This window comes from Pseudomonas sp. BIGb0558 (assembly GCF_024807515.1).
Taxonomy (GTDB): Bacteria; Pseudomonadota; Gammaproteobacteria; order Pseudomonadales; family Pseudomonadaceae; genus Aquipseudomonas; species Aquipseudomonas yamanorum_A.
On sequence record NZ_JANUEW010000001.1, the window covers coordinates 363,082 to 384,466 of the forward strand.

22 protein-coding genes and 1 other RNA gene are annotated in these 21,385 nt (G+C 62.5%); 11 read left to right on the forward strand and 12 right to left on the reverse strand.

The annotated features are described in order from the left end of the window. Positions 1 to 9: 9 nt before the first annotated feature. From gcvH to M2400_RS01720, 9 genes are all read right to left on the reverse strand, one after another. Entirely contained in the window at positions 10 to 393 is a 384-nt protein-coding gene (gcvH, locus tag M2400_RS01680; protein WP_177043798.1) for a glycine cleavage system protein GcvH, read from the reverse strand. 51 nt (positions 394 to 444) lie between these two features. After that, a complete protein-coding gene (gene gcvT, locus M2400_RS01685) occupies positions 445 to 1,527 on the reverse strand; it encodes a glycine cleavage system aminomethyltransferase GcvT (protein ID WP_259195522.1) in 1,083 nt (360 codons plus the stop codon). A 156-nt stretch (positions 1,528 to 1,683) separates the two neighbouring features. Continuing rightward, the gene (locus M2400_RS01690; protein ID WP_259195520.1) at positions 1,684 to 3,300 is read right to left on the reverse strand and encodes an iron ABC transporter permease; all 1,617 of its coding nucleotides are present in this window, start codon (positions 3,298 to 3,300) and stop codon (positions 1,684 to 1,686) included. 177 nt (positions 3,301 to 3,477) lie between these two features. Further along, positions 3,478 to 4,482 (reverse strand): extracellular solute-binding protein, encoded by a 1,005-nt coding sequence (locus M2400_RS01695; RefSeq protein ID WP_259195519.1) that lies wholly within the window; start codon positions 4,480 to 4,482, stop codon positions 3,478 to 3,480. A gap of 209 nt (positions 4,483 to 4,691) precedes the next feature. After that, positions 4,692 to 5,909 (reverse strand): 2-octaprenyl-3-methyl-6-methoxy-1,4-benzoquinol hydroxylase, encoded by a 1,218-nt coding sequence (locus M2400_RS01700; RefSeq protein WP_177043882.1) that lies wholly within the window; start codon positions 5,907 to 5,909, stop codon positions 4,692 to 4,694. 9 nt (positions 5,910 to 5,918) lie between these two features. Beyond that, positions 5,919 to 6,404, reverse strand: coding sequence for a DUF4442 domain-containing protein (locus tag M2400_RS01705; protein ID WP_177043795.1), 486 nt, complete (start codon positions 6,402 to 6,404; stop codon positions 5,919 to 5,921). Further along, positions 6,397 to 7,584, reverse strand: a complete 1,188-nt coding sequence (ubiH, locus tag M2400_RS01710; RefSeq protein WP_259195518.1) for a 2-octaprenyl-6-methoxyphenyl hydroxylase — start codon at positions 7,582 to 7,584, stop codon at positions 6,397 to 6,399. Before ubiH ends, M2400_RS01705 begins: the two co-directional genes overlap by 8 nt. Beyond that, on the reverse strand, positions 7,581 to 8,903 hold the full coding sequence (gene pepP, locus M2400_RS01715; protein ID WP_259195517.1) for a Xaa-Pro aminopeptidase: 1,323 nt from the start codon (positions 8,901 to 8,903) through the stop codon (positions 7,581 to 7,583). The genes ubiH and pepP overlap by 4 nt, the downstream gene beginning before the upstream one ends. 20 nt (positions 8,904 to 8,923) lie before the next feature. Further along, the gene (locus M2400_RS01720; protein ID WP_003213952.1) at positions 8,924 to 9,481 is read right to left on the reverse strand and encodes a YecA family protein; all 558 of its coding nucleotides are present in this window, start codon (positions 9,479 to 9,481) and stop codon (positions 8,924 to 8,926) included. Positions 9,482 to 9,619: 138 nt separating this feature from the next. Here M2400_RS01720 and M2400_RS01725 point away from each other — a divergent pair, with 138 nt between their 5' ends. The 4 genes from M2400_RS01725 to M2400_RS01740 all read left to right on the forward strand — a co-directional run bounded on the left by M2400_RS01725 (position 9,620) and on the right by M2400_RS01740 (position 11,038). Next, positions 9,620 to 9,829 carry a TIGR02449 family protein gene (locus tag M2400_RS01725; RefSeq protein WP_003213954.1) on the forward strand — a complete coding sequence of 70 codons (210 nt, stop codon included), beginning with the start codon at positions 9,620 to 9,622 and terminating at the stop codon, positions 9,827 to 9,829. Next, entirely contained in the window at positions 9,826 to 10,143 is a 318-nt protein-coding gene (locus M2400_RS01730; RefSeq protein WP_003213956.1) for a cell division protein ZapA, read from the forward strand. The genes M2400_RS01725 and M2400_RS01730 overlap by 4 nt, the downstream gene beginning before the upstream one ends. Positions 10,144 to 10,173: 30 nt before the next feature. Continuing rightward, a non-coding RNA gene (gene ssrS / locus M2400_RS01735) (6S RNA) lies at positions 10,174 to 10,352 on the forward strand. Positions 10,353 to 10,408: 56 nt separating this feature from the next. Beyond that, on the forward strand, positions 10,409 to 11,038 hold the full coding sequence (locus M2400_RS01740) for a 5-formyltetrahydrofolate cyclo-ligase (RefSeq protein WP_177043792.1): 630 nt from the start codon (positions 10,409 to 10,411) through the stop codon (positions 11,036 to 11,038). Between the two features lie 7 nt (positions 11,039 to 11,045). Here M2400_RS01740 and M2400_RS01745 read toward each other — a convergent pair whose 3' ends face one another. After that, the gene (locus M2400_RS01745) at positions 11,046 to 11,195 is read right to left on the reverse strand and encodes a hypothetical protein (RefSeq protein WP_177043791.1); all 150 of its coding nucleotides are present in this window, start codon (positions 11,193 to 11,195) and stop codon (positions 11,046 to 11,048) included. 196 nt (positions 11,196 to 11,391) lie between these two features. On the opposite strand from M2400_RS01745, the gene M2400_RS01750 reads away from it, so the two are divergent. The 4 genes from M2400_RS01750 to M2400_RS01765 all read left to right on the forward strand — a co-directional run bounded on the left by M2400_RS01750 (position 11,392) and on the right by M2400_RS01765 (position 16,783). Further along, positions 11,392 to 11,841 (forward strand): EVE domain-containing protein, encoded by a 450-nt coding sequence (locus M2400_RS01750; protein ID WP_259195516.1) that lies wholly within the window; start codon positions 11,392 to 11,394, stop codon positions 11,839 to 11,841. A gap of 139 nt (positions 11,842 to 11,980) precedes the next feature. Further along, on the forward strand, positions 11,981 to 12,946 hold the full coding sequence (locus M2400_RS01755; RefSeq protein ID WP_177043789.1) for an HlyD family secretion protein: 966 nt from the start codon (positions 11,981 to 11,983) through the stop codon (positions 12,944 to 12,946). Further along, positions 12,943 to 15,663, forward strand: a complete 2,721-nt coding sequence (gene rbbA, locus M2400_RS01760; protein WP_177112417.1) for a ribosome-associated ATPase/putative transporter RbbA — start codon at positions 12,943 to 12,945, stop codon at positions 15,661 to 15,663. The genes M2400_RS01755 and rbbA overlap by 4 nt, the downstream gene beginning before the upstream one ends. Before the next feature lies 1 nt (position 15,664). Beyond that, on the forward strand, positions 15,665 to 16,783 hold the full coding sequence (locus tag M2400_RS01765; protein WP_177112415.1) for an ABC transporter permease: 1,119 nt from the start codon (positions 15,665 to 15,667) through the stop codon (positions 16,781 to 16,783). A gap of 159 nt (positions 16,784 to 16,942) precedes the next feature. Here M2400_RS01765 and M2400_RS01770 read toward each other — a convergent pair whose 3' ends face one another. Continuing rightward, positions 16,943 to 17,350 carry a flagellar basal body-associated protein FliL gene (locus M2400_RS01770; RefSeq protein ID WP_177043786.1) on the reverse strand — a complete coding sequence of 136 codons (408 nt, stop codon included), beginning with the start codon at positions 17,348 to 17,350 and terminating at the stop codon, positions 16,943 to 16,945. Between the two features lie 149 nt (positions 17,351 to 17,499). Here M2400_RS01770 and M2400_RS01775 point away from each other — a divergent pair, with 149 nt between their 5' ends. The 3 genes from M2400_RS01775 (at position 17,500) to glpT (ending at position 20,728) form a co-directional block, all read left to right on the forward strand. Next, positions 17,500 to 18,477, forward strand: coding sequence for an NADPH:quinone oxidoreductase family protein (locus M2400_RS01775; protein ID WP_177128927.1), 978 nt, complete (start codon positions 17,500 to 17,502; stop codon positions 18,475 to 18,477). A gap of 75 nt (positions 18,478 to 18,552) precedes the next feature. Next, positions 18,553 to 19,170, forward strand: coding sequence for a flagellar basal body-associated protein FliL (locus M2400_RS01780; RefSeq protein ID WP_177043784.1), 618 nt, complete (start codon positions 18,553 to 18,555; stop codon positions 19,168 to 19,170). Between the two features lie 220 nt (positions 19,171 to 19,390). Next, positions 19,391 to 20,728, forward strand: coding sequence for a glycerol-3-phosphate transporter (gene glpT, locus M2400_RS01785; RefSeq protein ID WP_177112411.1), 1,338 nt, complete (start codon positions 19,391 to 19,393; stop codon positions 20,726 to 20,728). Here glpT and M2400_RS01790 read toward each other — a convergent pair. Further along, the gene (locus tag M2400_RS01790; RefSeq protein WP_177043783.1) at positions 20,725 to 21,378 is read right to left on the reverse strand and encodes a gamma-glutamylcyclotransferase; all 654 of its coding nucleotides are present in this window, start codon (positions 21,376 to 21,378) and stop codon (positions 20,725 to 20,727) included. The genes glpT and M2400_RS01790 overlap by 4 nt on opposite strands. Positions 21,379 to 21,385 lie beyond the last annotated feature (7 nt).

The window sequence follows — 21,385 nt, forward strand, 5'->3', positions numbered from 1 at the left end:
GCAGCGGGATCACTCGCCGATGGCAGCCTTGTAGGCAGCGGCATCCAGCAGTTTTTCCAGATCAGCGGTGTTGCTTGGCTTGAGTTTGAAGATCCAGGCGCTGTAAGGCGTGGAATTCAACTGCTCAGGCTCGCCACTCAGGTCTTCGTTGACCGCAATCACTTCGCCAGCAACCGGCGAGTAGATATCCGAAGCGGCTTTCACCGACTCGACAACGCCTGCGGTATCACCTGCGGCAAACACTTTGCCCACCTCGGCCAACTCAACAAACACCACATCCCCCAATGCTTCCTGGGCATGGTCCGAGATCCCGACGGTCACGGTGCCGTCAGCTTCCAGACGGGCCCATTCGTGACTTTCGGCAAAACGCAGGTCGGCAGGGATATCGCTCATAGTCTGTGTCCTCAAGAAAAAATGTCAGCGGCCATCGGCCCGCCGGAAAAGTTAGATCAATGTTTTGCCATGGCGCACGAACGTCGGTTTGACCACCCGAACCGGGTACCACTTGCCGCGGATTTCCACCTCGGCCCGGTCAGCAGTCGCCGACGGCACACGCGCCAGGGCAATGGATTTGCTTAGCGTAGGAGAGAAACTACCACTGGTGATCTCTCCTTCGCCAACATTGGCGATACGAACCACCTGATGCGCGCGTAAAACCCCACGTTCTTCCAGCACCAGACCGACCAACTTGGACTTCACGCCGGCTGCTTTCTCGGCCTCCAGGGCCGCACGGCCGATGAAGTTTCGCTCGGCCGGCGCCCAGGCGATGCTCCAGGCCATATTGGCCGCCAAGGGCGATACGTCCTGGTGGATATCCTGACCGTAGAGGTTCATGCCGGCCTCAAGGCGCAGCGTGTCGCGGGCGCCGAGGCCAATCGGCGAAATGCCTGCGCCTACCAGGTCGTTGAAAAACGCCGGGGCCTGATCGGCCGGCAGGACAATTTCCAGGCCGTCTTCACCGGTATAGCCGGTGCGCGCAATAAACCAATCACCGTCGGCCAAACCTTCAAAGGGCTTGAGCTGGTGGATCAGGGTGGCGCGGGACTGGGTCACCAGTTCGGCGATCTTCTGCCGGGCATGGGGGCCTTGAATGGCGAGCATGGCCAACTCGGGCCGCTCGTGAAGCTGGGCTTGATAGCTGCCGAGTCGGCCCTGCATCCAGGCCATGTCCTGGTCGCGGGTGGCGGCGTTGACCACCAGCCGGTAACCGCCCTCGGTGCGATACACGATCATGTCGTCCACCACGCCGCCCTGTTCGTTGAGCATGGCGCTGTACAACGCACGGCCGCAGCCGTGCAGTCGGTCAACATCATTGGCCAGCAAATGCTGGAGCCATTCCTTGGCCTGGGGGCCTGTGACATCGATCACGGTCATATGGGATACATCAAACACCCCGCAGTCGCGGCGCACCTGATGGTGCTCCTCAACCTGCGAGCCGTAGTGCAAAGGCATATCCCAACCGCCAAAATCGACCATTTTCGCGCCAAGGGCGAGATGCAGGTCATACAGAGGCGTGCGCTGTCCCATGGGTTTCTCCTTCCGGGCGTGGCGAAGGTGCGGACGGTTGCCGTTCGGGCCACACGCCTTGAAATACAAGGCCTGTAGCCGGGCTCAGCAACCCGACCTGGAAGATCGACCGCACCGAATGCCGCGCATTGTAGCCTCAAGGCGTAGGACTGGCACCTAGCCGATTCGTCTCGCCGAACGTCGGATCAGCCCGATGACCGGTAACAGGCCCACCAGCACCAGGGTCAGGGCCGGCAGTGAAGCCCGCGCCCACTCCCCTTCGCTGGTCATCTCAAAAATCCGCACCGCCAGCGTGTCCCAGCCGAACGGGCGCATCAGCAGGGTGGCCGGCATTTCCTTGAGCACATCGACAAACACCAGCAACGCCGCGCTCAGGGTGCCCGGCAGCAAGAGTGGCAGATACACTTTGCAAAACAGTCGCGGCCCGCTGACCCCCAGACTGCGCGCGGCTTCGGGCAAGGACGGGCGGATTCGCGCCAGGCTGTTTTCCAGCGGCCCGTAGGCCACCGCAATGAAACGCACCAGATACGCCAGCAAGAGCGCCGACAGGCTGCCCAGTAGGAGCGGCTTGCCGGCCCCGCCCAGCCAGCCGGAAACCGGGAGCACCAGTTCACGGTCCAGGTAGCTGAACGCCAACATGATCGACACCGCCAGCACCGAGCCCGGCAGTGCGTAGCCCACGTTGGCCAGGCTGATGCCGGAGCGGATGGCTCGGGTAGGCGCCAAACGATGGGCGAACGCCAGCACCAGCGCCACGCTCACGGTGATCAGGGCCGCCATGCCACCCAGGTAAAGGGTATGCACGATCAGACCGGCGTAGCGCTCGTCCAGGTCGAAACGCCCGCGCTGCCAGAACCAGGCCACCAGCTGCAGCATCGGAATCACAAAGGCGCAGGCGAACACCAAACCGCACCAGCCACTGGCTGCCAGCGCCTTGAACCCGCGCAGGTGGTACAACGCCTTGCCGCGCGGTCGCTCGTTGCTCGGCCGGCTGGCGCCCCGGGCGCGGCGTTCGCCGTAGAGCACCAGCATCACCACCAGCAACAGCAGGCTGGCGAGTTGCGCGGCACTGGAAAGGCTGAAAAAGCCATACCAGGTCTTGTAGATGGCGGTGGTGAAGGTATCGAAGTTGAACACCGAGACCGCGCCGAAATCCGCCAGGGTCTCCATCAGCGCCAAGGCCACGCCCGCACCGATGGCGGGGCGCGCCATGGGCAAGGCCACCCGCCAGAATGCTTGCCACGGCGACTGGCCCAATACCCGCGCTGCTTCCATCAGGCCTTTGCCCTGGGCCAGAAAGGCCGTGCGCGCCAGCAGATAAACGTAGGGGTAGAACACCAGCACCAGCACGATGATCACGCCGCTGGTTGATCGCACGCGGGGCAGGCGCAGGCCCATGCCGAACACGTCGCGCAGCAGGGTTTGTACCGGGCCGGAGAAGTCCAACAGGCCGACGAAGACAAAGGCCAGGACGTAGGCGGGAATCGCGAATGGCAGCATCAACGCCCAGTCCAGCCAACGCCGGCCGGGGAATTCACAGAGGCTGGTCAGCCAGGCCAGGCTCACGCCCAACAGCGTGACACCCACACCGACACCCAGCACCAGGGTCAAGGTGTTGCCCAACAGGCGTGGCATCTGGGTTTCCCACAGATGGGACCAGATCTGTTGGTCGATGGTTTGCCACGACAGCAGCAAGACGCTCAGCGGCAGCAGCACCAGGGCGGCGACGGTGAAGACCGGCAGGTACCAGCGGCGTTGGGCGGGATGGGCCAAAGGATCGTATCTCTGGGAATAATATCTTGAACTCGCCACAAAACAGTGTGGGAGCCGGGCTTGTCGAACCGTCGCACCGCCGCGATGCAGGCACCACAGTGTGTCAGCCACACCGTGGTGATGCTATCGCAGGCAAGCCAGCTCCCACACTGTCTTGCGGTGTTTGGAAGAGTGTACTTAGTTCCAGCCAGCCCGATCCATCAAGCGAATAGCCTCGGCCTGGCGCTTGCCCGCCACTTCCACCGGCAATGTATCGGCCACGAACTTGCCCCAGGTCGCCACTTCCGCCGACGGCGGCACCGCCGGGTTGGCCGGGAATTCCTGGTTCACGTCCGCAAAGATCTTCTGCGCTTGCGGCGTGGTCATCCACTCAACCAAGGCCTTGGCGGCCTCCGGATGTGGCGCGTGCTTGGTCAGGCCAATACCCGACAGATTGACGTGCACCCCACGGTCGCCCTGATTCGGCCAGAACAGCTTCACCGCCAGGTCCGGCTTCTGCTTGTGCAGGCGGCCGTAGTAGTAGGTATTGACGATACCGACGTCGCACTGCCCGGCATTGATCGCCTCCAGCACGGCGATGTCATCGGAGAACACGTCGGTGGACAGGTTATTGACCCAGCCCTTGACGATTTCTTCGGTCTTGGCCGCACCATGGGTTTCGATCAGGGTGGCGGTCAGCGACTGGTTGTAGACCTTCTTCGCGGTGCGCAGGCACAGGCGGCCTTCCCATTGCTTGTCAGCCAGGGCTTCGTAGGTGGTCAGGTCGCCCGGCTTCACGCGGTCGGTGGAGTACGCGATAGTCCGCGCGCGCAGGCTCAAGCCGGTCCAGGCATGGGCCGAAGAGCGGTATTGAAGAGGGATGTTCTTGTCGATCACCGCGGAGGTGAACGGCTGCAGGATACCCATCTGCTCGGCCTGCCAGAGGTTGCCGGCGTCGACGGTGAGCAGCAGGTCGGCGGTGGCGTTTTCGCCTTCGGCCTTGATGCGCTGCATCAGCGGCGCTTCCTTGTCGGTGATGAACTTGATCTGCACGCCGGTCTTCTGGGTGTAGGCGTCGAACACCGGCTTGATCAGTTCATCGATACGCGAGGAGTAGACCACGACTTCGTCGGCCGCCTGCACGGTGGTGCTGCCGATAAGGGTGAGTGCCAGGGCAGTCAGGAGGCGCTTGGGTGCCAACATGGGTGCGGTCTCTCATTTGCGAAAAGAGGGCAAATGATAAGGACTCACATTTGGTAGCGCTCAACGGAGCCGTTACCAGATGTTGCACAGCTGAAATAGGTGGCGCGGTTGAGGCCCTATCGCGGGCAAGCCCGGCTCCCACAAGGGAATGCGTTCCCCTGTGGGAGCCGGGCTTGCCCGCGATGAGGCCATTAGCCCCGGCGAGAATCTCAGGCTTTGGCCAGCTCCGGCAAATCCCCCGTCAAACCCAATGCCTGACGCACAAACAACGCCTTGGCCTCCGGCATCTGCTCGACCACCTTCAACCCGGCATTACGCAACCAGCGCAACGGCAGTTGATCGGCCTGGAACAACCGTTCAAAGCCCTCCATCGCCGCCATCAACGCCAGGTTGTGCGGCATGCGTCGGCGCTCGTAACGGCTGAGCACCTTCACATCCGCCAGGCGCTCGCCGCGCTCGTTGGCGGCCAACAGCACTTCGGCCAGCACCGCCGCGTCGAGGAAGCCCAGGTTCACGCCCTGCCCCGCCAATGGATGAATGACGTGGGCCGCATCGCCAATCAATGCCAGGCCCTCGGCCACGTAACGCTTGGCGTGACGCTGGCGCAGTGGCACGCAAAGCCGTGGATCGGCGCTTAACACCGTACCCAGGCGGCCTTCGAAGGCGAGCTCCAGCTCACGGCAAAAGCTTTCGTCGTCCAGCGCCATCAAACGCTCGGACTCACTCGGGGTGGTCGACCAGACGATCGAACACCAGTCCTCCTGCCCATCCCGCACCAGCGGCAGGAACGCCAGCGGCCCGTTGTCGGTAAACCGTTGCCAGGCCGTCTGCTGATGCGCCTGGCTGCTGCGCACACTGGTGACGATAGCGTTGTGCAAGTAATCCCACTCACGGGTGGCGGTGCCGGTCAGGCGGCGCACTGCCGAGTTGGCACCGTCTGCTGCCACCACCAGCGGCGCGCGCAAGGTGCGGCCGTCGGCCAGGGTCAGCAGCCAGTCATCACCGGAGCGGCGCATCTGTTCCAGGCGCGCATTGGCCAGCAGGCCGAGGTCGCAGTCGTGCAGGCGATCGAGCAAGGCATCCTGGACCACACGGTTTTCGACGATATGCCCCAGCACCTCGGCATGCACGCTGGCCGCCGAAAAGTGGATCTGCCCGGTGCCGCTGCCGTCCCATACCTGCATCTCGCCGTAAGGGCTGGCACGTCGCTCGACGATGCCGTCCCACACGCCGAGGCGCTCGAGGATGCGCTGGCTGGCGGCCGACAATGCGCTCACCCGCGGCTCGAACGCGGCTTGCGGGTCGAACGGTTTGACGCTCAGCGGGCTGCCGTCGAGCAGCAGCACCTGCAGGCCACTGCCCTGCAACGCCAGCGCCAGGGCGCTCCCGACCATTCCGGCCCCGACAATCAGCACATCTGCGCGCATGTCCATGCTTTAAGCCTGTCTCGATTGCGGCTTGCGCCGCACGTAAAGGGTTTTGTCGACCCGCGCCACCAGGGTGCCGGAGCCGTCATGAATCTGCACCTTGAGCTGCGGCAAGTACTTGTCGCCGCTGGCGGTGTGCTGGCGAATCTCGTCCAGCAACACTTGGTCGATGGAAAATTCGGCATACACCGGGCCTTTGCCCGGCGAGATGAAATCGATGCTCGCCGCCTTGTCCCAGACAATGTAGTCGCGGCCCAGGTTCTCCATCAGCATCAGCATGTAGAACGGATCGACCATCGAATACAGGCTGCCGCCAAACTGCGTGCCGACGTAATTGCGGTTGTACCAGCCCAAACCCATGCGCACCTTGACCTCGCGAAAATCGCTGCCGATGTGCAACACCCGCACCCCGGCACCGAGGTACGGCGGGTACAGGGTCATGATCCAGCGCAATAGCCGTGCCTTGCCCAGGCGTTGGGTCAGCCACTCACGCATCGGGGCGGGTGCCCAGGCCCATGGCCTGACGCGCAAACCAGCGCTTGGCCGGCGGCAGCAAATCCAGGCCCAGCAGGCCCATGTTGCGGCCCAGCGCTACCAGCGGCTGGGCACTGCCAAACAGGCGGGTGACCTGATCGGAGAAGCCGACGGTGAGTTTCTGGTCCAGGCGCTGGCGCTCGCGGTACGCCTGCAAGGTCGCCAGGTCACCCGGAATTGCTGGACCGGCCAGCAAAGCCTCGGCCAGGGCGTAGGCGTCACGCAGGGACAGGTTGAAGCCCTGGCCGGCAATCGGGTGCAGGCTGTGGGCGGCATTGCCGAGCACGGCCAGGTGAGAGCGCACTTGTTCTTCGGCTTCCACGAGGGTCAACGGGTACAAGTGACGCGCGCCGACCTGCTTCAAGGTGCCGAGGCGGTAGCCGAACACGCCCTGCAACTCGCTGAGGAAACTGCGCTCGTCCAGCGCGGCCAGGCGCTGGGCGTCCATGCCGATGCGGGTCCACACCAGCGCGCAACGGTTGTCCGGCAACGGCAGCAAGGCCATCGGGCCTTCGTCGGTGAAACGCTCGAAGGCCTCGCCGTTGTGGGCTTCGCTCGGGGTGATGTTGGCGATCAGTGCGCTCTGGTTGTATGGCCGCGTTTTAACGCCGATCCCCAACTGCTCGCGCAAACCGGAGCGGCCGCCGTCGGCCAGCACCGCGAGGTCGCATTCAAGTACGGTTTCATCATTGAGGGTCAGGCGGTAGCCATCGGCAAGCGGCTCCATGCGAGTGACTTCCGCCGGGCAACGCCAGCTGACCACTTCCTTGTCCAGGCCTTGCCACAGGCATTGGCCGAGCCAGGCGTTTTCCACCACATAGCCGAGGGCCGGCACGCCTTCTTCCATGGCCGACAGGCGCGCGGTAGAAAAGCGGCCACGGTCCGACACATGAATCTGCTTGATCGGCTCGGCGCGGCGGGAAATCTCCTGCCACACGCCCAACCGTTGATAAATCTGCCGCGCGCCAAAGGACAGCGCCGAAGAACGCGCGTCGTAGCTCGGCTGGTAGCTGTCTCCTGGGGCAAACGGCTCGATCAGCACGATCTTCCAGCCACGGGCCTTGGCCCCGGCCTGCAACGCCAACGCAAGGCTGGCGCCCACCAGGCCGCCGCCGATAATCGCCAGGTTGACCCGGCTCATCGGGCGCTCGCCATCAGCGCTTCAATCTCGGCGACGGCCTTGGGCACGCCACCGGTCAGAATTTCACAGCCTTGCTTGGTCACCACCACGTCGTCCTCGATGCGTACGCCAATGCCACGCCATTTCTTCGCCACGTTCTGGTTGTCGGGCGAGATGTAGATTCCCGGCTCCACGGTCAGCGCCATGCCGACTTCCAGCACCCGCCACTCGCCGCCTACTTTATATTCGCCGACATCGTGCACATCCATCCCCAGCCAGTGCCCGGCGCGATGCATGTAGAAGGCTTTATAGGCTTCGCTGGCGATCAACTCGTCGACGTCGCCCTGCAACAGCCCAAGCGTCACCAGCCCGGCGGTGATGACTTGCACCGTCGCCTCATGGGCCTGGTTCCAATGTTTGTTCGGGGCGATTTCGGCAAAGGCGGCTTCCTGGGAGGCCAGCACGATCTCGTAAATCGCCTTCTGCTCGGCGGAAAACTTGCCGCTCACCGGCCAGGTGCGGGTGATGTCGCTGGCATAGCAGTCGATCTCGCAACCGGCATCGATCAGCACCAGGTCGCCGTCCTTGAGCACCGCGTCATTCTGCTGGTAATGCAGGATGCAACTGTTGCGCCCCGAGGCGACGATGGAGCCATAGGCCGGCATCTTTGCCCCGCCCTTGCGAAACTCGTAGTCGAGCTCCGCTTCCAGGCTGAACTCATACAATCCGGCGCGACTGGCCTGCATCGCCCGCACATGGGCCGCGCAGGAAATCCGCGCGGCCTCGCGCATCACCTTCACTTCCGCCGCCGATTTATACAGGCGCATGTCGTGAAGCAGATGATCCAGGGCAACAAATTCGTTCGGTGGCTGGGCGCCGAGGTGCGCTTTAGAGCGGATCACGTTGATCCACTCCATCAGATGCCGGTCGAACTCGGCGTTGCTGCCCATGGCCGAGTACACCCGGTCGCGGCCTTCGATCAGGCCGGGCAGGATGTCGTCGATATCGGTAATCGGGAATGCATCATCGGCGCCGAATTCGCGGATCGCGCCTTCGGTACCGGCCCGCAGGCCGTCCCACAGTTCGCGCTCGGCGTTGCGTTCGCGGCAGAACAGCACGTACTCGCCGTGCTGGCGGCCGGGCATCAGCACGATCACCGCTTCCGGTTCAGGGAAGCCGCTCAGGTACTGGAAGTCGCTGTCCTGACGATAGACGTGCTCGACGTCACGGTTGCGAATGGCAACCGCGGCTGCCGGCAGGATGGCGATGCTGTTGGGTTCCATCTGCGCCATGAGCGCCTTGCGGCGCCGGGTGTATTCCGCTTTGGGGATATGGATCATGGGCAGATGGGCTTCCTTTCTTAGTGCAACGAAGGCTTGGGTGCAGCGGGCTCAGCCGATTTACGGGTCTCGGTGAACAGCAGCAACGGCGCAACGCGCAGGTATTCCATGACTTCCATGTAGTCGCTTTCGCCGTCTTCGGACTCTTCCAGGGCGTCTTGCACCTGGGAGATAGCGGCCAGGTCTTGCAGCACTTCCTGGGCATCGGTGCTCAGGTCGAGGCCGCCGGCGTTCACGCCAAAGCCGTGGAGAAAGCCCTGGCACCATTGGCCCAGTGCCGCAGCGCGCTCGGTGAGCGGTGCGTCATCGGTAGGCAGCAGCAACACGACGGTGACGTCATCACCGGTCAGCTCGCCTTTGACCATCTCTTGCAGGCCGATGAGGGCGTTGCGCACGTTTTCGGTGGGCTCGGTTTCCAGCAGCTCGGCGACGTCGGCCAGCCAGTTGTCGGCGTCAAAGCCGACACCGGTGCAACTGCGGCCCAGCAGCACGCCGTGCAGTTCGGCAGGCGAGCAAGGATGACCGCTGGAACTCAGCAGTTTGGAAAAAGCATCGTACGGGGAATTCTGAATGGGCATGGTGAGCTAGGCGCCAGGCGGCGCAATGTCTAGAATGAAGCGCTGTATCCTAGCATCGGCAGACGTACCAAGACTATCGAGGGCGTCAGATCGTTTATCCAGCAGTTGCCATTCATCAGACAAATCCAGTGGAACCCAATGGAAGACACCGACCTGCAAGCGCTGATGGCCAGACTCGAGCTGCTAATTAACCGGGTCGAGCAACTTAAGAGCCAAAACGGACTCCTATTAGCTCAGGAAAAGACCTGGCGCGAGGAACGCGCTCACCTCATTGAAAAAAACGAAATCGCCCGGCGTAAGGTCGAATCGATGATTTCGCGCCTGAAGGCCCTGGAGCAAGACTCATGAGTTCAAGCAATAGCGTCACCGTGCAGATTCTCGACAAAGAATATTCCATCATCTGCCCACAGGAAGAACGCAGCAATCTGGTGAGCGCTGCCCGCTACCTGGACGGCAAGATGCGTGAAATCCGCAGCAGCGGCAAAGTCATCGGCGCCGATCGCATCGCCGTGATGGCCGCACTGAACATTACCCACGATTTACTGCATAAGCAGGAACGGCCTGACGTGCAGGCCAGCGGCTCGACGCGCGAGCAGGTACGCGACCTGCTGGAGCGGGTCGATCTGGTACTCTCTACCGATCCAGAGCCACCCAAGGGCTGATTGCGGCGTCGGTTTCGGGTATACTCGCCCCACTCCCTGGCGTGCTTGCCAGTCGGCGATGTCCCTGAGCCGATTCGCACTACCCTGGAAGTTACACGTTGGGCTGGTGTGCATGTCCGCTAGACGGAAAGCCTTAAAGCCTACTGTTTCTTCCACCTTGAACTTTCGGGTTCAAGGGCTAAGTCGACAGCGGTTCTGTCGGGGAGCCTGATTCCCAAATCCAATGCCAGTCTTAGGACTGGCATTGTTTTATGAGCCGAAAACCATGACCGAACCTGCGCCGCTTTCCCGCCCGCAACTTCGACGCATGCTGCGCAAAGCCCGCCGCGCCCTGACGCCCAGCGAGCAACGCCAGGCCGCCCTTGGCCTGTATCGGCAACTGGCACAGCACCCGCTGTTTCGCCGGGCCAAACACATATCCTTATATCTACCCACGGACGGTGAAATCGATCCGCGCCTGCTGCTGCGCGCCGCACAGCGCCGGGGCAAGGCGACGTATCTGCCGGTGCTCAGCGCGTGGCCGCGAACCAAGATGGTGTTCCAGCGAGTGCGGCCCGGCGAGAAGCTGAGGCCCAACCGGTTTCGCATCCTCGAGCCGCAGGTGAATGTCAGCCGCCAACGCAAGGTCTGGGCGCTGGACCTGGTGCTGCTGCCCTTGGTCGGGTTCGATGATGTGGGCGGACGGCTGGGCATGGGCGGCGGTTTTTATGACCGTAGCCTGGCCTACATGGCCCGCCGTAAATCCTGGCGCAAGCCGACGCTGCTGGGCCTGGCCCATGAATGTCAGAAGGTCGAAAGATTGGCGCAGGCAAGCTGGGATGTACCGCTTGAGGGCACAGTCACCGATAAGGATTGGTATATGGCAGAGACGCTACTGGAATCAGCAGCGCCTTAAAGACGGGTCAGCGTTTGAACGGTTGCTGCTGTTGCTGTGCGAGCTCAATCGGTGCGTCAGTCTTGTTCGACCACAAGCTCTGCGCATAGCCGGTGGTCACAACGCCCAGGCCGAACAAAATAACCAAAATCCATAGTAAATCCGGTTTGCGTTTCATCGATTGCCCCCCTTCAGGCATCTTGCACACGATGACAGCAACGTTCCATTAGTAGTCCGTGCCAGCTGCGTCAAGCTCAAAACCCCGGCATTCTGCGTTAACGTGAACCAACACGCAAACCTTGACGCCAACCGACTGTCGGTTTGTCATAAAATTGCAGGACAACTTTCCCAATCGCCTTTTGAGGAGCGAAAACATGGCCTATTGGCTGATGAAATCCGAGCCCGATGAACTGTCCATCACCGGCCTGGAAAAGCTCGGAGAAGCCCGGTGGGATGGGGTTCGCAACTACCAGGCGCGTAACTTCCTGCGGGCGATGGCGGTGGGTGACCAGTTCTTCTTCTACCATTCCAGTTGCCCGGAACCGGGGATTGCCGGCATCGGCAAAATCGTCGAGGCGGCCTACCCGGACCCCACCGCGCTGGAGCCTGACAGCCATTATTTCGACGCCAAGGCGACACCCGAAAAGAACCCGTGGAGCGCAATCAATGTCGCCCATGTAGAGACCTTCCCCAAGGTCCTGGGGCTGGGCTACCTGAAACAGCAAACCGCCCTCGCCGAGTTGCCCCTGGTGCAAAAAGGCAGCCGCCTTTCGGTGATGCCCGTCACCGCCGAGCAGTGGGCCGCTGTGCTCGGCTTGCACTAAAAGGCAGAACCCTGCGGTCACGCCCGTGGCGCATGCATCTGCGCGTCAACCGGGTTAGGCTTGCGCTTCATTTGACCCGCATCAAGGGCCCTCGGGCAGGATCGGTCAAACTAGGACGCTAACGCCGCAGGATGCACCCATGTCGACGAACCACCGCACCTCCCATCTTTTCGCCATTCCATTGATTGTCTTGCTGCTGGCCGCCGGCGGCTTCGGCTATTGGCAATCCACCCAGGACCGCCTGCCCGAAGGCTTGAGCATGGGCAATGGCCGGTTGGAATCGACTGAAGTGCAGATCGCCACCAAGATCCCCGGGCGCCTGGCCGAAGTACGGGTGGACGAAGGCGACAAGGTGCTCAAGGGCCAGTTGCTGGCGCGCATGGACACCCGCACCCTGGAAGCCCAGCGCGCCCAGGCCGAAGCCGAAGTGCTGCGGGCCAAGGAAAATTTCGCCGCCGCCGAAGCCAATGTGCAACTGCGCCAGAGCGAGCAACTGCTGGCCAGCCAGGAGCTCAAGCGCACCCAGGAGTTATACAAGCGCGGTTTCGCCAGCGGCCAGTTGATCGACCAGCAGCAAGCCAAACAGAACACCGGCAACGCCGCCGTAATCGCGGCCCAAGCGCAGGTCAATTCGGTAAAGGCCGCCATCGGCGCCGCCCAGGCCCAGGTCGCGCAACTCACCAGCGAAATCGAAGACAGCAGCCTGCGGGCGCCCATTGACGGCATCATCCAGCTGCGCCTGGCCGAGCCCGGCGAGGTGCTCGGCGCCGGTGGCCGCGTGTTGCTGCTGATCGACCCCAACGACCAATACATGAACCTCTACCTGCCCGCCTCGGTGACCGGCGCACTGACCGTCGGCAGCGAAGCGCGGATCCTTCTCGACGCCCTGCCGAAGCAACCGCTGCCGGCGAAAATCAGCTTTGTCGCGGCCAAATCGCAGTTCACCCCCAAGGAAGTGGAAACCCGCGACGAGCGCCAGAAGCTGGTGTTCCGGGTCAAGCTGCGCCTGACCCAACCAAGCGCCGTGCCCCAAGCCAAACCGGGCATGCCCGGCGCCGGCTATGTGCGCACCGCTGACCTGGACTGGCCGGCCAACCTGCAATGAGCGGCCTGGCGCTGCACGCCACGGGGATCAACCATCGCTACGGCAAGCAACAGGCGCTGATCGACATCGCCTTCAGCCTGCCCGCCGGCACCCGCTGCGGGCTGATCGGCCCGGACGGCGCCGGTAAGTCGAGCCTGCTGGGCTTGATCGCCGGGGTCAAAAAGCTTCAACACGGTGAGCTGGAAGTGCTCGGTGGCTCCATCGAAGACCGCCGTCACCGCAACAGCCTGTACCCGCGCATCGCCTTCATGCCTCAAGGCTTGGGTGGCAACCTGTACCCCGAACTGTCCATCAGCGAAAACATCCGGTTCTTCGCCACGCTGTTCGGCCTGTCGAAAGCCGATTGCGACCAGCGCATGCACAACCTGCTGCTGGCCACCGACCTCGCACGCTTCGCCGAGCGCCCCGCCGGCAAACTCTCCGGCGGCATGAAACAGAAACTCGGCCTGTGCTGCGCGCTGATCCACGACCCGGATCTGTTGATCCTCGATGAGCCCACCACTGGCGTCGACCCGCTGTCCCGCCGGCGTTTCTGGGAACTGGTAGAAACCGTACGCAGCGAACGTCCACAGCTGACATTGCTGGTGGCCACGGCCTACATGGAAGAAGCCGAGCAGTTCGAACACTGCCTGATGCTCGACCGCGGCAAGCTGATCGCCGACGGCCTGAGCAGCGAACTGGCTGCCGCGACACCCAGCGGCAAGCTGGACGAAGCCTTCACCCATTTCCAGGGCGACAGCGCCCATAACAACGAACCGCTGGTGATACCGCCACGGGAAAGCGACAACACCGACATCGCCATCGAAGCCCACGACCTGACCCTGCGCTTCGGCGATTTCACGGCAGTGAACAAGGTCAGCTTTGCGATTGGCAGGGGCGAGATCTTCGGCTTCCTCGGCTCCAACGGCTGCGGCAAGACCACCACCATGAAAGTCCTCACCGGGCTGATGCCCGCCACGGAGGGCACCGCTACGCTGTTGGGCAACCCGGTAAATGCCAAGGACCTGGCCACCCGCAAGCGCGTGGGTTTCATGTCCCAAAGCTTCTCGCTGTACGGCGAACTCAGCGTGCGCCAGAACCTGGTGCTGCACGCGCAGTTGTTCGACCTGCCCAAGGTCGAGAGCGGCCAACGTATCGACGAGCTGATCAAGCGTTTTGACCTGGGCGACGTCGCCGAGCAGCCTTCCGGCGAGTTGCCCCTGGGTTTGCGCCAGCGCTTGTCCCTGGCCGTGGCGGTGCTGCATCGCCCGGAAGTGCTGATCCTCGATGAGCCGACCTCGGGCGTCGACCCGGCCGCGCGGGATGATTTCTGGCGGTTGCTGATCGAGCTGTCCCGGGAACAAGGCGTGACGATCTTCCTGTCCACCCACTTCATGAACGAGGCCCAGCGCTGCGACCGCATCTCGCTGATGCACGCAGGCAAGGTGCTGGCCTGCGACACGCCGGATGCGCTGCAACAGCAGTTCCACGGCGAGACCCTGGAAGCGGCGTTTGTCGCCTGCCTGGAGCAAGCCCAAGGCGCACCTGAAGCAGCAGCCGCGCCCGCCGAAACCGTCAGCGAACCCATGGCGCCGCCCGTTAGCAAACGCGGGTTCAGCGTCGCCCGCCTGTTGGCCGTCGCCAGCCGCGAAGGCAAGGAACTGCTGCGGGACAAGGTGCGCATGGCCTTCGCCTTGCTGGGTGCGATTTTCATGATGGTGATCTTCGGCTACGGCATTTCCCTGGACGTGGAAAAGCTCGCCTTCGCCGTCTACGACCAGGACCAGACGCCACAAAGCCGCGCCTATCTGGAGGCGTTTCGCAGTTCGCGCTACTTCGCCGAGCAGCCGCCGATCACCGACGCCAACGAACTGCACAAACGTCTGCAACGTTCGGAAATCAAACTGGCGCTGGAGATTCCGCCGGGTTTCGGTCGCGATCTCTACGCCGGTCGCCAACCTGCCGTGGCCGCCTGGCTCGACGGTGGCATGCCGTTCCGTGCGGAAACCAGCCGCAATTATGTCGAGGCCGTGCATCAGGCCAATCTGCAGCAACTGGCCGAGCTGAACAGCACACCGCTTAACCAGCAGGCCGCCGCCAAACTGGAAACCCGCTTTCGCTACAACCAGGACGTGGTCAGCGTGAACGCCATCGGCCCCGGCGTGATGGCGCTGATCCTTGCGTTTATCCCGGCGATGCTCACCGCCCTGGGCATCGTGCGCGAAAAGGAGCTGGGCTCGATCACCAACTTCTACGCCACGCCGCTCACCCGCCTGGAATTCCTGCTGGGCAAGCAGGCGCCGTACCTGGCCGTAAGCCTGATCAATCTGGGGCTGCTGGTGGCAATGAACCGCTGGCTGTTTGGCGTGCCGTTCAAGGGCAGCGGCGTGACCCTGGCCTTTGGCGGCCTGCTGTATGTGCTGGCCACCACCAGCATGGGCCTGCTGATTTCCGCGTTCACCCGCACCCAGATCGCGGCGATCCTGGGCACCATGATCATCACCAGCCTGCCGACCATCCAGTTCTCCGGGCTGATCGTGCCGCGCTCGTCCCTGGAAGGCGCCGCCGCGTTGATGGGCATGTTGTTCCCGGCCGGTTACTTCCTCGACATTGCGGTGGGCACCTTTACCAAGGCCCTGGACCTGCGTCAGCTGTGGCCACAGTGCCTGGCGCTGTTCGGGTTTTTCCTGGGGTTTACCGGGCTTAGCCTGATCATGCTCAAGAAGCAGGAGGCCTGAGATGCACAAGTTCGCCCATATCCTGCGCCTTGGCATCAAGGAACTGACCAGCCTGCGCCATGACAGCGTGTTGCTGCTGTTCCTGTTCTACGCCTTTACCGTTGCCATCTATATGCCTGCCGCCGGTTCGGTGATCGGCGTGCACAACGCCAGCGTGGCCTTTGTGGATGAAGACCACAGCGCGCTGTCCCGGCAACTGGCCGAAGCGCTGCAACCGCCGGAATTCCAGGCAGCGGTGCCGTTGCCGTATGACCAGTTGGACAAGGTGATGGACAGCGGCCAGTACACCTTCGTGATCAATGTGCCGGCGAATTTCCAGGCCGACCTGTTGGCCGGGCGCCAGCCAGCGGTGCAGGTCAACGTCGATGCCACGGCCATGAGCCAGGCATTTATGGGCGCCGGGTACATCGGGCGGATTTTCCAGCGGGAGTTGCTCACCTATGGCAACCAGGCTGACGCCGCCCAAAAGGCACCGGCGCTGCTGACCACCCGGGCGCTGTTCAATACCAACCTGGAGGGCGGCTGGTTTTTGGCGGTGATTCAGATCGTCAACAACATCACCATTCTCGCCATCGTGCTCACCGGTACCGCGCTGCTGCGTGAGCGCGAACATGGCACCCTCGACCATCTGCTGGTGCTGCCGCTGACGGCGCTGGAAATCATGCTGGCGAAAATCTGGAGCAACATGCTGGTGGTGGTGCTGTGCACCTGGCTGTCGCTGGAAGTGGTGGTGAAAGGCTTGCTCGGCGTGCCGCTGGCCGGCTCGCTGACGTTGTTTCTGCTGGTGACTGCGCTGTACCTGTTTGCCAGTACCGCCTTGGGTATCTTCCTCGCCACCCTCGCCCGCTCGACGCCGCAGTTCGGCTTGCTGGCGATCCCGGTGATTATCCCGATGCTGTTGTTGTCTGGCGGCAGCACGCCGCTGGACAGCATGCCGCAGTGGTTGCAATGGGTAATGCAGGGCTCGCCGTCGACGCACTTTGTGAGTTTGAGTGCGGCGATTCTGTTCCGGGATGCGGGGGTGAGCGTGGTGTGGCCGGATTTGCTGGCGCTGGCGGGGATCGGGCTGCTGTTTTTTGCGGTGGCGTTGATGCGATTCAGGAAGAGCCTTGCCTCTTGAGAGCGATGCGCTCTTGTGGCGAGGGAGCTTGCTCCCGCTGGACCGGGCTGGCGCTCCAGTGCGAAGCGCTCCCAGGATTTTGGGGCCGCTGCGCAGCCCAGCGGGAGCAAGCTCCCTCGCCACAGGAGCGCCCTTTTACCAGACGTCAATTCCGTGGTGTTACTGGATGATCAGGTTGTTGAACAACAAATCCTCAACCACCGGCTTGCCGGTTTCGTCGTTCATCACTTGCTGGGTTTGCTTCAGGGCTTCCTGGCGCAGTTTTTCCTTGCCGTCGACGCTGCTCATGGCGTCGCTGGTCTGCTGGGTAAACAGCGCCACCAACTGGTTGCGAATCAACGCATCGTTGGCTTTGACGGCAGCGGCCGCCTCGGGGCCGGTCACCCGCAGGGCGATATCCGCCTTGAACACCCGCAGCTTCGCGGTGCCATCCAGGCCGTAGTTACCGACGAACGGCGGGCTCAGGCTGATATAGCTGACCTTCGGCGCGTCGCCTTCTTTGGCTTCTTCGGCCTGGGCTGCCATCGGCAGTGTCAGGGCCAGCATCAACAGGATCCACGCTTTCACAGTTCATTCCTCAATTCGGTTGCCCAGTAGCATAACGCTAGCAGCCCTGAGCACAAGCTTATGGCGGCTTATCAGGCCGGGGCATGCTCGTTGACCCGTCGCCCCGCCCACCTACACTTATCGGCCAACACGCCAAAAGGAATAGTCCGATGAAAGCTGTGCTGTGCAAAGCCTTCGGCCCCGCCGAAACCCTGGTGCTGGAAGACGTCGAAAGCCCGGCGATCAAGAAGAACGAAATCCTGTTGGACGTGCATGCCGCCGGGGTGAATTTCCCGGACACCCTGATCATCGAGGGCAAATACCAGTTCAAGCCGCCGTTCCCGTTTTCACCGGGCGGTGAGGCGGCGGGCGTGGTCAGCGAGGTCGGCGAAAAGGTCAGCCACCTGAAAGTCGGTGACCGGGTGATGGCGCTGACCGGCTGGGGCAGCTTCGCCGAGCAGGTCGCCGTGCCGGGCTACAACGTGCTGCCGATCCCGCCGAGCATGGACTTCAACACCGCCGCCGCCTTCAGCATGACCTACGGCACCTCGATGCACGCCCTCAAGCAGCGCGCCAACCTGCAACCCGGGGAAACCCTGCTGGTGCTCGGTGCTTCCGGCGGCGTCGGACTGGCCGCGGTGGAAATCGGCAAGGCCATGGGCGCCCGGGTGATCGCTGCGGCCAGCAGTGCCGACAAGCTGGCGGTGGCCAAGGCCGCCGGTGCCGATGAGTTGATCAACTACAGCGAAGCCAGCCTCAAGGACGAGATCAAACGCCTCACCGGCGGCAACGGTGTGGATGTGATCTACGACCCGGTGGGCGGCGACCTGTTTGACCAGGCCATCCGTGGCATCGCCTGGAATGGCCGGCTGCTGGTGGTGGGTTTTGCCAGCGGGCGTATTCCCGAGCTGCCGGTGAACCTGGCTCTGCTCAAGGGCGCGTCGGTGGTCGGCGTGTTCTGGGGTTCGTTTGCCCAGCGCCAGCCCCAGGACAACGCGGCCAACTTCCAGCAACTGTTCGGCTGGTTTGCCGAGGGCAAGCTGAAGCCGCTGGTGTCCCAGGTGTATCCACTGGAGCAGGCGGCGCAGGCGATCAATGACCTGGGCCAGCGCAAGGCTGTCGGCAAGGTCGTGGTGCAGCTACGCTGACCATTGTTTCATTTTGTCCACGAGGTGCCTGGGCCCATGATCGGCCGAGGCACTCACTCATTGGCAGGAAGAATAATGGTCACACGGTTGCGCGCGCTGTTCCTGGGAGTATTGATGGTGGTGTCGGCCCAAGCCCTTGCCCATAAAGAGGACAAGGACGTACGAGGGCTGAGCAATGTGACGGTTCTGATCGTGCGCCATGCGGAAAAACCCGATGACGGCCCGTTGCTGAGCCCCAAAGGCGAACAAAGGGCGGCGGCCTATGCCAGCTACTTCGACCCCTTGCTGTTGAACGGTATCTCGGTGGTGCCTCAGCGGCTGATCGCCACCAGCGACAGCAAGGAAAGCTCACGCCCGCGCCTGACCCTCACGCCCCTGGCCCAGCGCCTGCAACTCCCGCTGGAGACACCCTACGCCGACAATGAAGTGGGCAAGCTGGTGAAGTCGCTGCGCAAGTCCAACCAGGCCCAGACCGTACTGATCGCCTGGCACCATGGGCATATCGACAAGCTGATCGAAGCCTTTGGCGGCGACGGCCCGGCGCTGACCGGCATGAAAAAATGGCCGGAGAATGTGTATGACTGGCTGATCGTGCTGCGCTTCGACGACCAGGGCCAACTGGTGGAATCCCGCAGCCAGAAGGTCCAGGAACACCTGCTTCCAGGCGATATTGCAGCCGCCAACGGCGGCTGAGCCGTATCGCTGCCTGTGGCAAGGGAGCAAGCTCCCTTGCCACAGGTTCTTGAAATTCCCGCCTGAAAACGCCCCTCACTTGCCTCTAAGCGACATGTTCGTAAAAGAACATGCAATTGCACTCAATTCCTATGCCCGCAGATAAGAGGCGGTGCTATTTTCGGTAACGAAACTGTAACATTCGCATCCGCAGTCAAAACAAGAAATCTGGAGCTCTTGAATGTTTGCTTTCTTCCGTCCTGCCGCACATCAGGCGCCCCTGCCTGAAGAAAAAATAGACAGCACGTACCGACGCCTGCGCTGGCAGATCTTCGCCGGTATTTTCTTCGGTTACGCCGGGTACTACCTGCTGCGCAAAAACTTCTCCCTGGCCATGCCCTACCTGATCGACGAGGGTTACACCCGCGGCCAGCTGGGCCTGGCGATGTCGGCGATCGCGATTGCCTACGGCCTGTCCAAGTTCCTCATGGGCCTGGTGTCCGACCGGTCCAACCCGCGCTACTTCCTGCCCTTCGGCTTGCTGGTGTCCGCCGGGGTGATGTTCATTTTCGGTTTCGCACCTTGGGCGACGTCCAGTGTGACCATGATGTTCATTTTGCTGTTCATCAACGGCTGGGCCCAAGGCATGGGCTGGCCGCCAAGTGGCCGGACCATGGTGCACTGGTGGTCGCAGAAGGAACGCGGCGGCGTGGTTTCCGTGTGGAACGTGGCGCATAACGTCGGCGGTGGCCTGATCGGCCCGCTGTTCCTGCTGGGCATGGCCTGGTTCAACGACTGGCACGCGGCGTTCTACGTCCCGGCCACCGTGGCCCTGCTGGTGGCGGCGTTTGCCTTCATCACCATGCGCGATACCCCGCAATCGGTGGGCCTGCCGCCTATCGAGCAGTACAAGAACGATTACCCGGAAGGCTACGACGCCAGCCACGAAGACGAATTCAGCGCCAAGGAAATCTTCGTCAAGTACGTGCTGCGCAACAAAATGCTCTGGTACATCGCCTTCGCCAACGTGTTCGTCTACCTGCTGCGCTACGGCGTGCTGGACTGGGCACCGACGTACCTCAAGGAAGCCAAGCACTTCGACGTGGATAAAACCTCGTGGGCGTACTTCTTCTACGAATGGGCGGGCATTCCGGGCACGCTGCTGTGCGGCTGGATGTCGGACAAGATCTTCCGTGGCAACCGTGGCCTGACCGGCATTGTGTTCATGGCATTGGTGACGGTGGCGACCCTGGTTTACTGGCTCAACCCGCCGGGCAACCCGATGGTCGACATGATCGCGCTGTTCTCCATCGGCTTCCTGATCTACGGCCCGGTGATGCTGATCGGCCTGCAGGCGCTGGAACTGGCACCGAAGAAAGCCGCCGGTACCGCAGCGGGCTTTACGGGCTTGTTCGGTTACCTGGGTGGCTCGGTGGCTGCGAGTGCGGCCATGGGCTACACCGTTGACCATTTCGGCTGGGACGGCGGTTTTGTACTGCTGATCGGCGCGTGCCTGTTGGCGATTGCGTTCCTGATCCCCACCTTGTGGCACACCAATAGCGTCAGTGCCGCGCGTTAATCGCAGGCATTGCCTTTGGAACACCGCTTGAGCCGCGCCTCCAGATTCTTGTCTGGCATGGCGTGGCTACGCAGGGCGTTGACGGTCTGCTCGACATAATCGCGCGTAGTGCCGTAACGCCCGCAAGCGCTTTGCAGCACGTGATTGAGCACAATATCGGGCAAGTTGCCGGCATAACTGGGCAGGTGCCGTTCCAGGACAAATCCCAATGCCTGCACCTGGCTGCCATCTTCAAGACGGCAGGTCAGCCAGTGTGGCCGGTAGGAGGGATAAGGCATCTCGCGCTGCCACAGGGCATAAAGCGAAGCCTCCAGTTGATCTTCCGGCAAGCGGTAGGCAAACCCGCTGCACGAGCCGCCGCGATCCAGGCCAAACACCAACCCCGGTATTTCCGGCGTGCCCCGATGCTCGTGAGACCACAGGTACAAGCCCCGGTGATAACCGTGGACCCGTGCCCGCATCCGTTGGGTCGACGAACATTCAGGCCGCCAGATCAGCGAACCGTAAGCGAATAGCCAGACCGGCCCACCCTTGTGCCGGGCCATGGTGGCCTGCATCGAACTCATCAACTGTTCGTGAGTGAGCTGCGGCCCCAGATCGAGCCGCGGAGGGTAAGCCAATTGCAAAAGATCAGATTCAATGGCGGTCATGGCAGAT

Bases quoted from the DNA above. Each gene is read 5' to 3' on its own strand.
- glpT (WP_177112411.1), top strand. From the start codon at position 19,391: ATGTTTGCTTTCTTCCGTCCTGCCGCACATCAGGCGCCCCTGCCTGAA.
- M2400_RS01720 (WP_003213952.1), bottom strand. From the start codon at position 9,481: ATGCCCATTCAGAATTCCCCGTACGATGCTTTTTCCAAACTGCTGAGT.
- M2400_RS01750 (WP_259195516.1), top strand. From the start codon at position 11,392: ATGGCCTATTGGCTGATGAAATCCGAGCCCGATGAACTGTCCATCACC.
- gcvT (WP_259195522.1), bottom strand. From the start codon at position 1,527: ATGGGACAGCGCACGCCTCTGTATGACCTGCATCTCGCCCTTGGCGCG.
- M2400_RS01790 (WP_177043783.1), bottom strand. From the start codon at position 21,378: ATGACCGCCATTGAATCTGATCTTTTGCAATTGGCTTACCCTCCGCGG.
- M2400_RS01765 (WP_177112415.1), top strand. From the start codon at position 15,665: ATGCACAAGTTCGCCCATATCCTGCGCCTTGGCATCAAGGAACTGACC.
- gcvH (WP_177043798.1), bottom strand. From the start codon at position 393: ATGAGCGATATCCCTGCCGACCTGCGTTTTGCCGAAAGTCACGAATGG.
- M2400_RS01740 (WP_177043792.1), top strand. From the start codon at position 10,409: ATGACCGAACCTGCGCCGCTTTCCCGCCCGCAACTTCGACGCATGCTG.
- M2400_RS01725 (WP_003213954.1), top strand. From the start codon at position 9,620: ATGGAAGACACCGACCTGCAAGCGCTGATGGCCAGACTCGAGCTGCTA.
- M2400_RS01730 (WP_003213956.1), top strand. From the start codon at position 9,826: ATGAGTTCAAGCAATAGCGTCACCGTGCAGATTCTCGACAAAGAATAT.
- rbbA (WP_177112417.1), top strand. From the start codon at position 12,943: ATGAGCGGCCTGGCGCTGCACGCCACGGGGATCAACCATCGCTACGGC.
- M2400_RS01775 (WP_177128927.1), top strand. From the start codon at position 17,500: ATGAAAGCTGTGCTGTGCAAAGCCTTCGGCCCCGCCGAAACCCTGGTG.
- M2400_RS01755 (WP_177043789.1), top strand. From the start codon at position 11,981: ATGTCGACGAACCACCGCACCTCCCATCTTTTCGCCATTCCATTGATT.
- M2400_RS01695 (WP_259195519.1), bottom strand. From the start codon at position 4,482: ATGTTGGCACCCAAGCGCCTCCTGACTGCCCTGGCACTCACCCTTATC.
- M2400_RS01705 (WP_177043795.1), bottom strand. From the start codon at position 6,404: ATGCGTGAGTGGCTGACCCAACGCCTGGGCAAGGCACGGCTATTGCGC.
- pepP (WP_259195517.1), bottom strand. From the start codon at position 8,903: ATGATCCATATCCCCAAAGCGGAATACACCCGGCGCCGCAAGGCGCTC.
- M2400_RS01745 (WP_177043791.1), bottom strand. From the start codon at position 11,195: ATGAAACGCAAACCGGATTTACTATGGATTTTGGTTATTTTGTTCGGC.
- ubiH (WP_259195518.1), bottom strand. From the start codon at position 7,584: ATGAGCCGGGTCAACCTGGCGATTATCGGCGGCGGCCTGGTGGGCGCC.
- M2400_RS01700 (WP_177043882.1), bottom strand. From the start codon at position 5,909: ATGCGCGCAGATGTGCTGATTGTCGGGGCCGGAATGGTCGGGAGCGCC.
- M2400_RS01780 (WP_177043784.1), top strand. From the start codon at position 18,553: ATGGTCACACGGTTGCGCGCGCTGTTCCTGGGAGTATTGATGGTGGTG.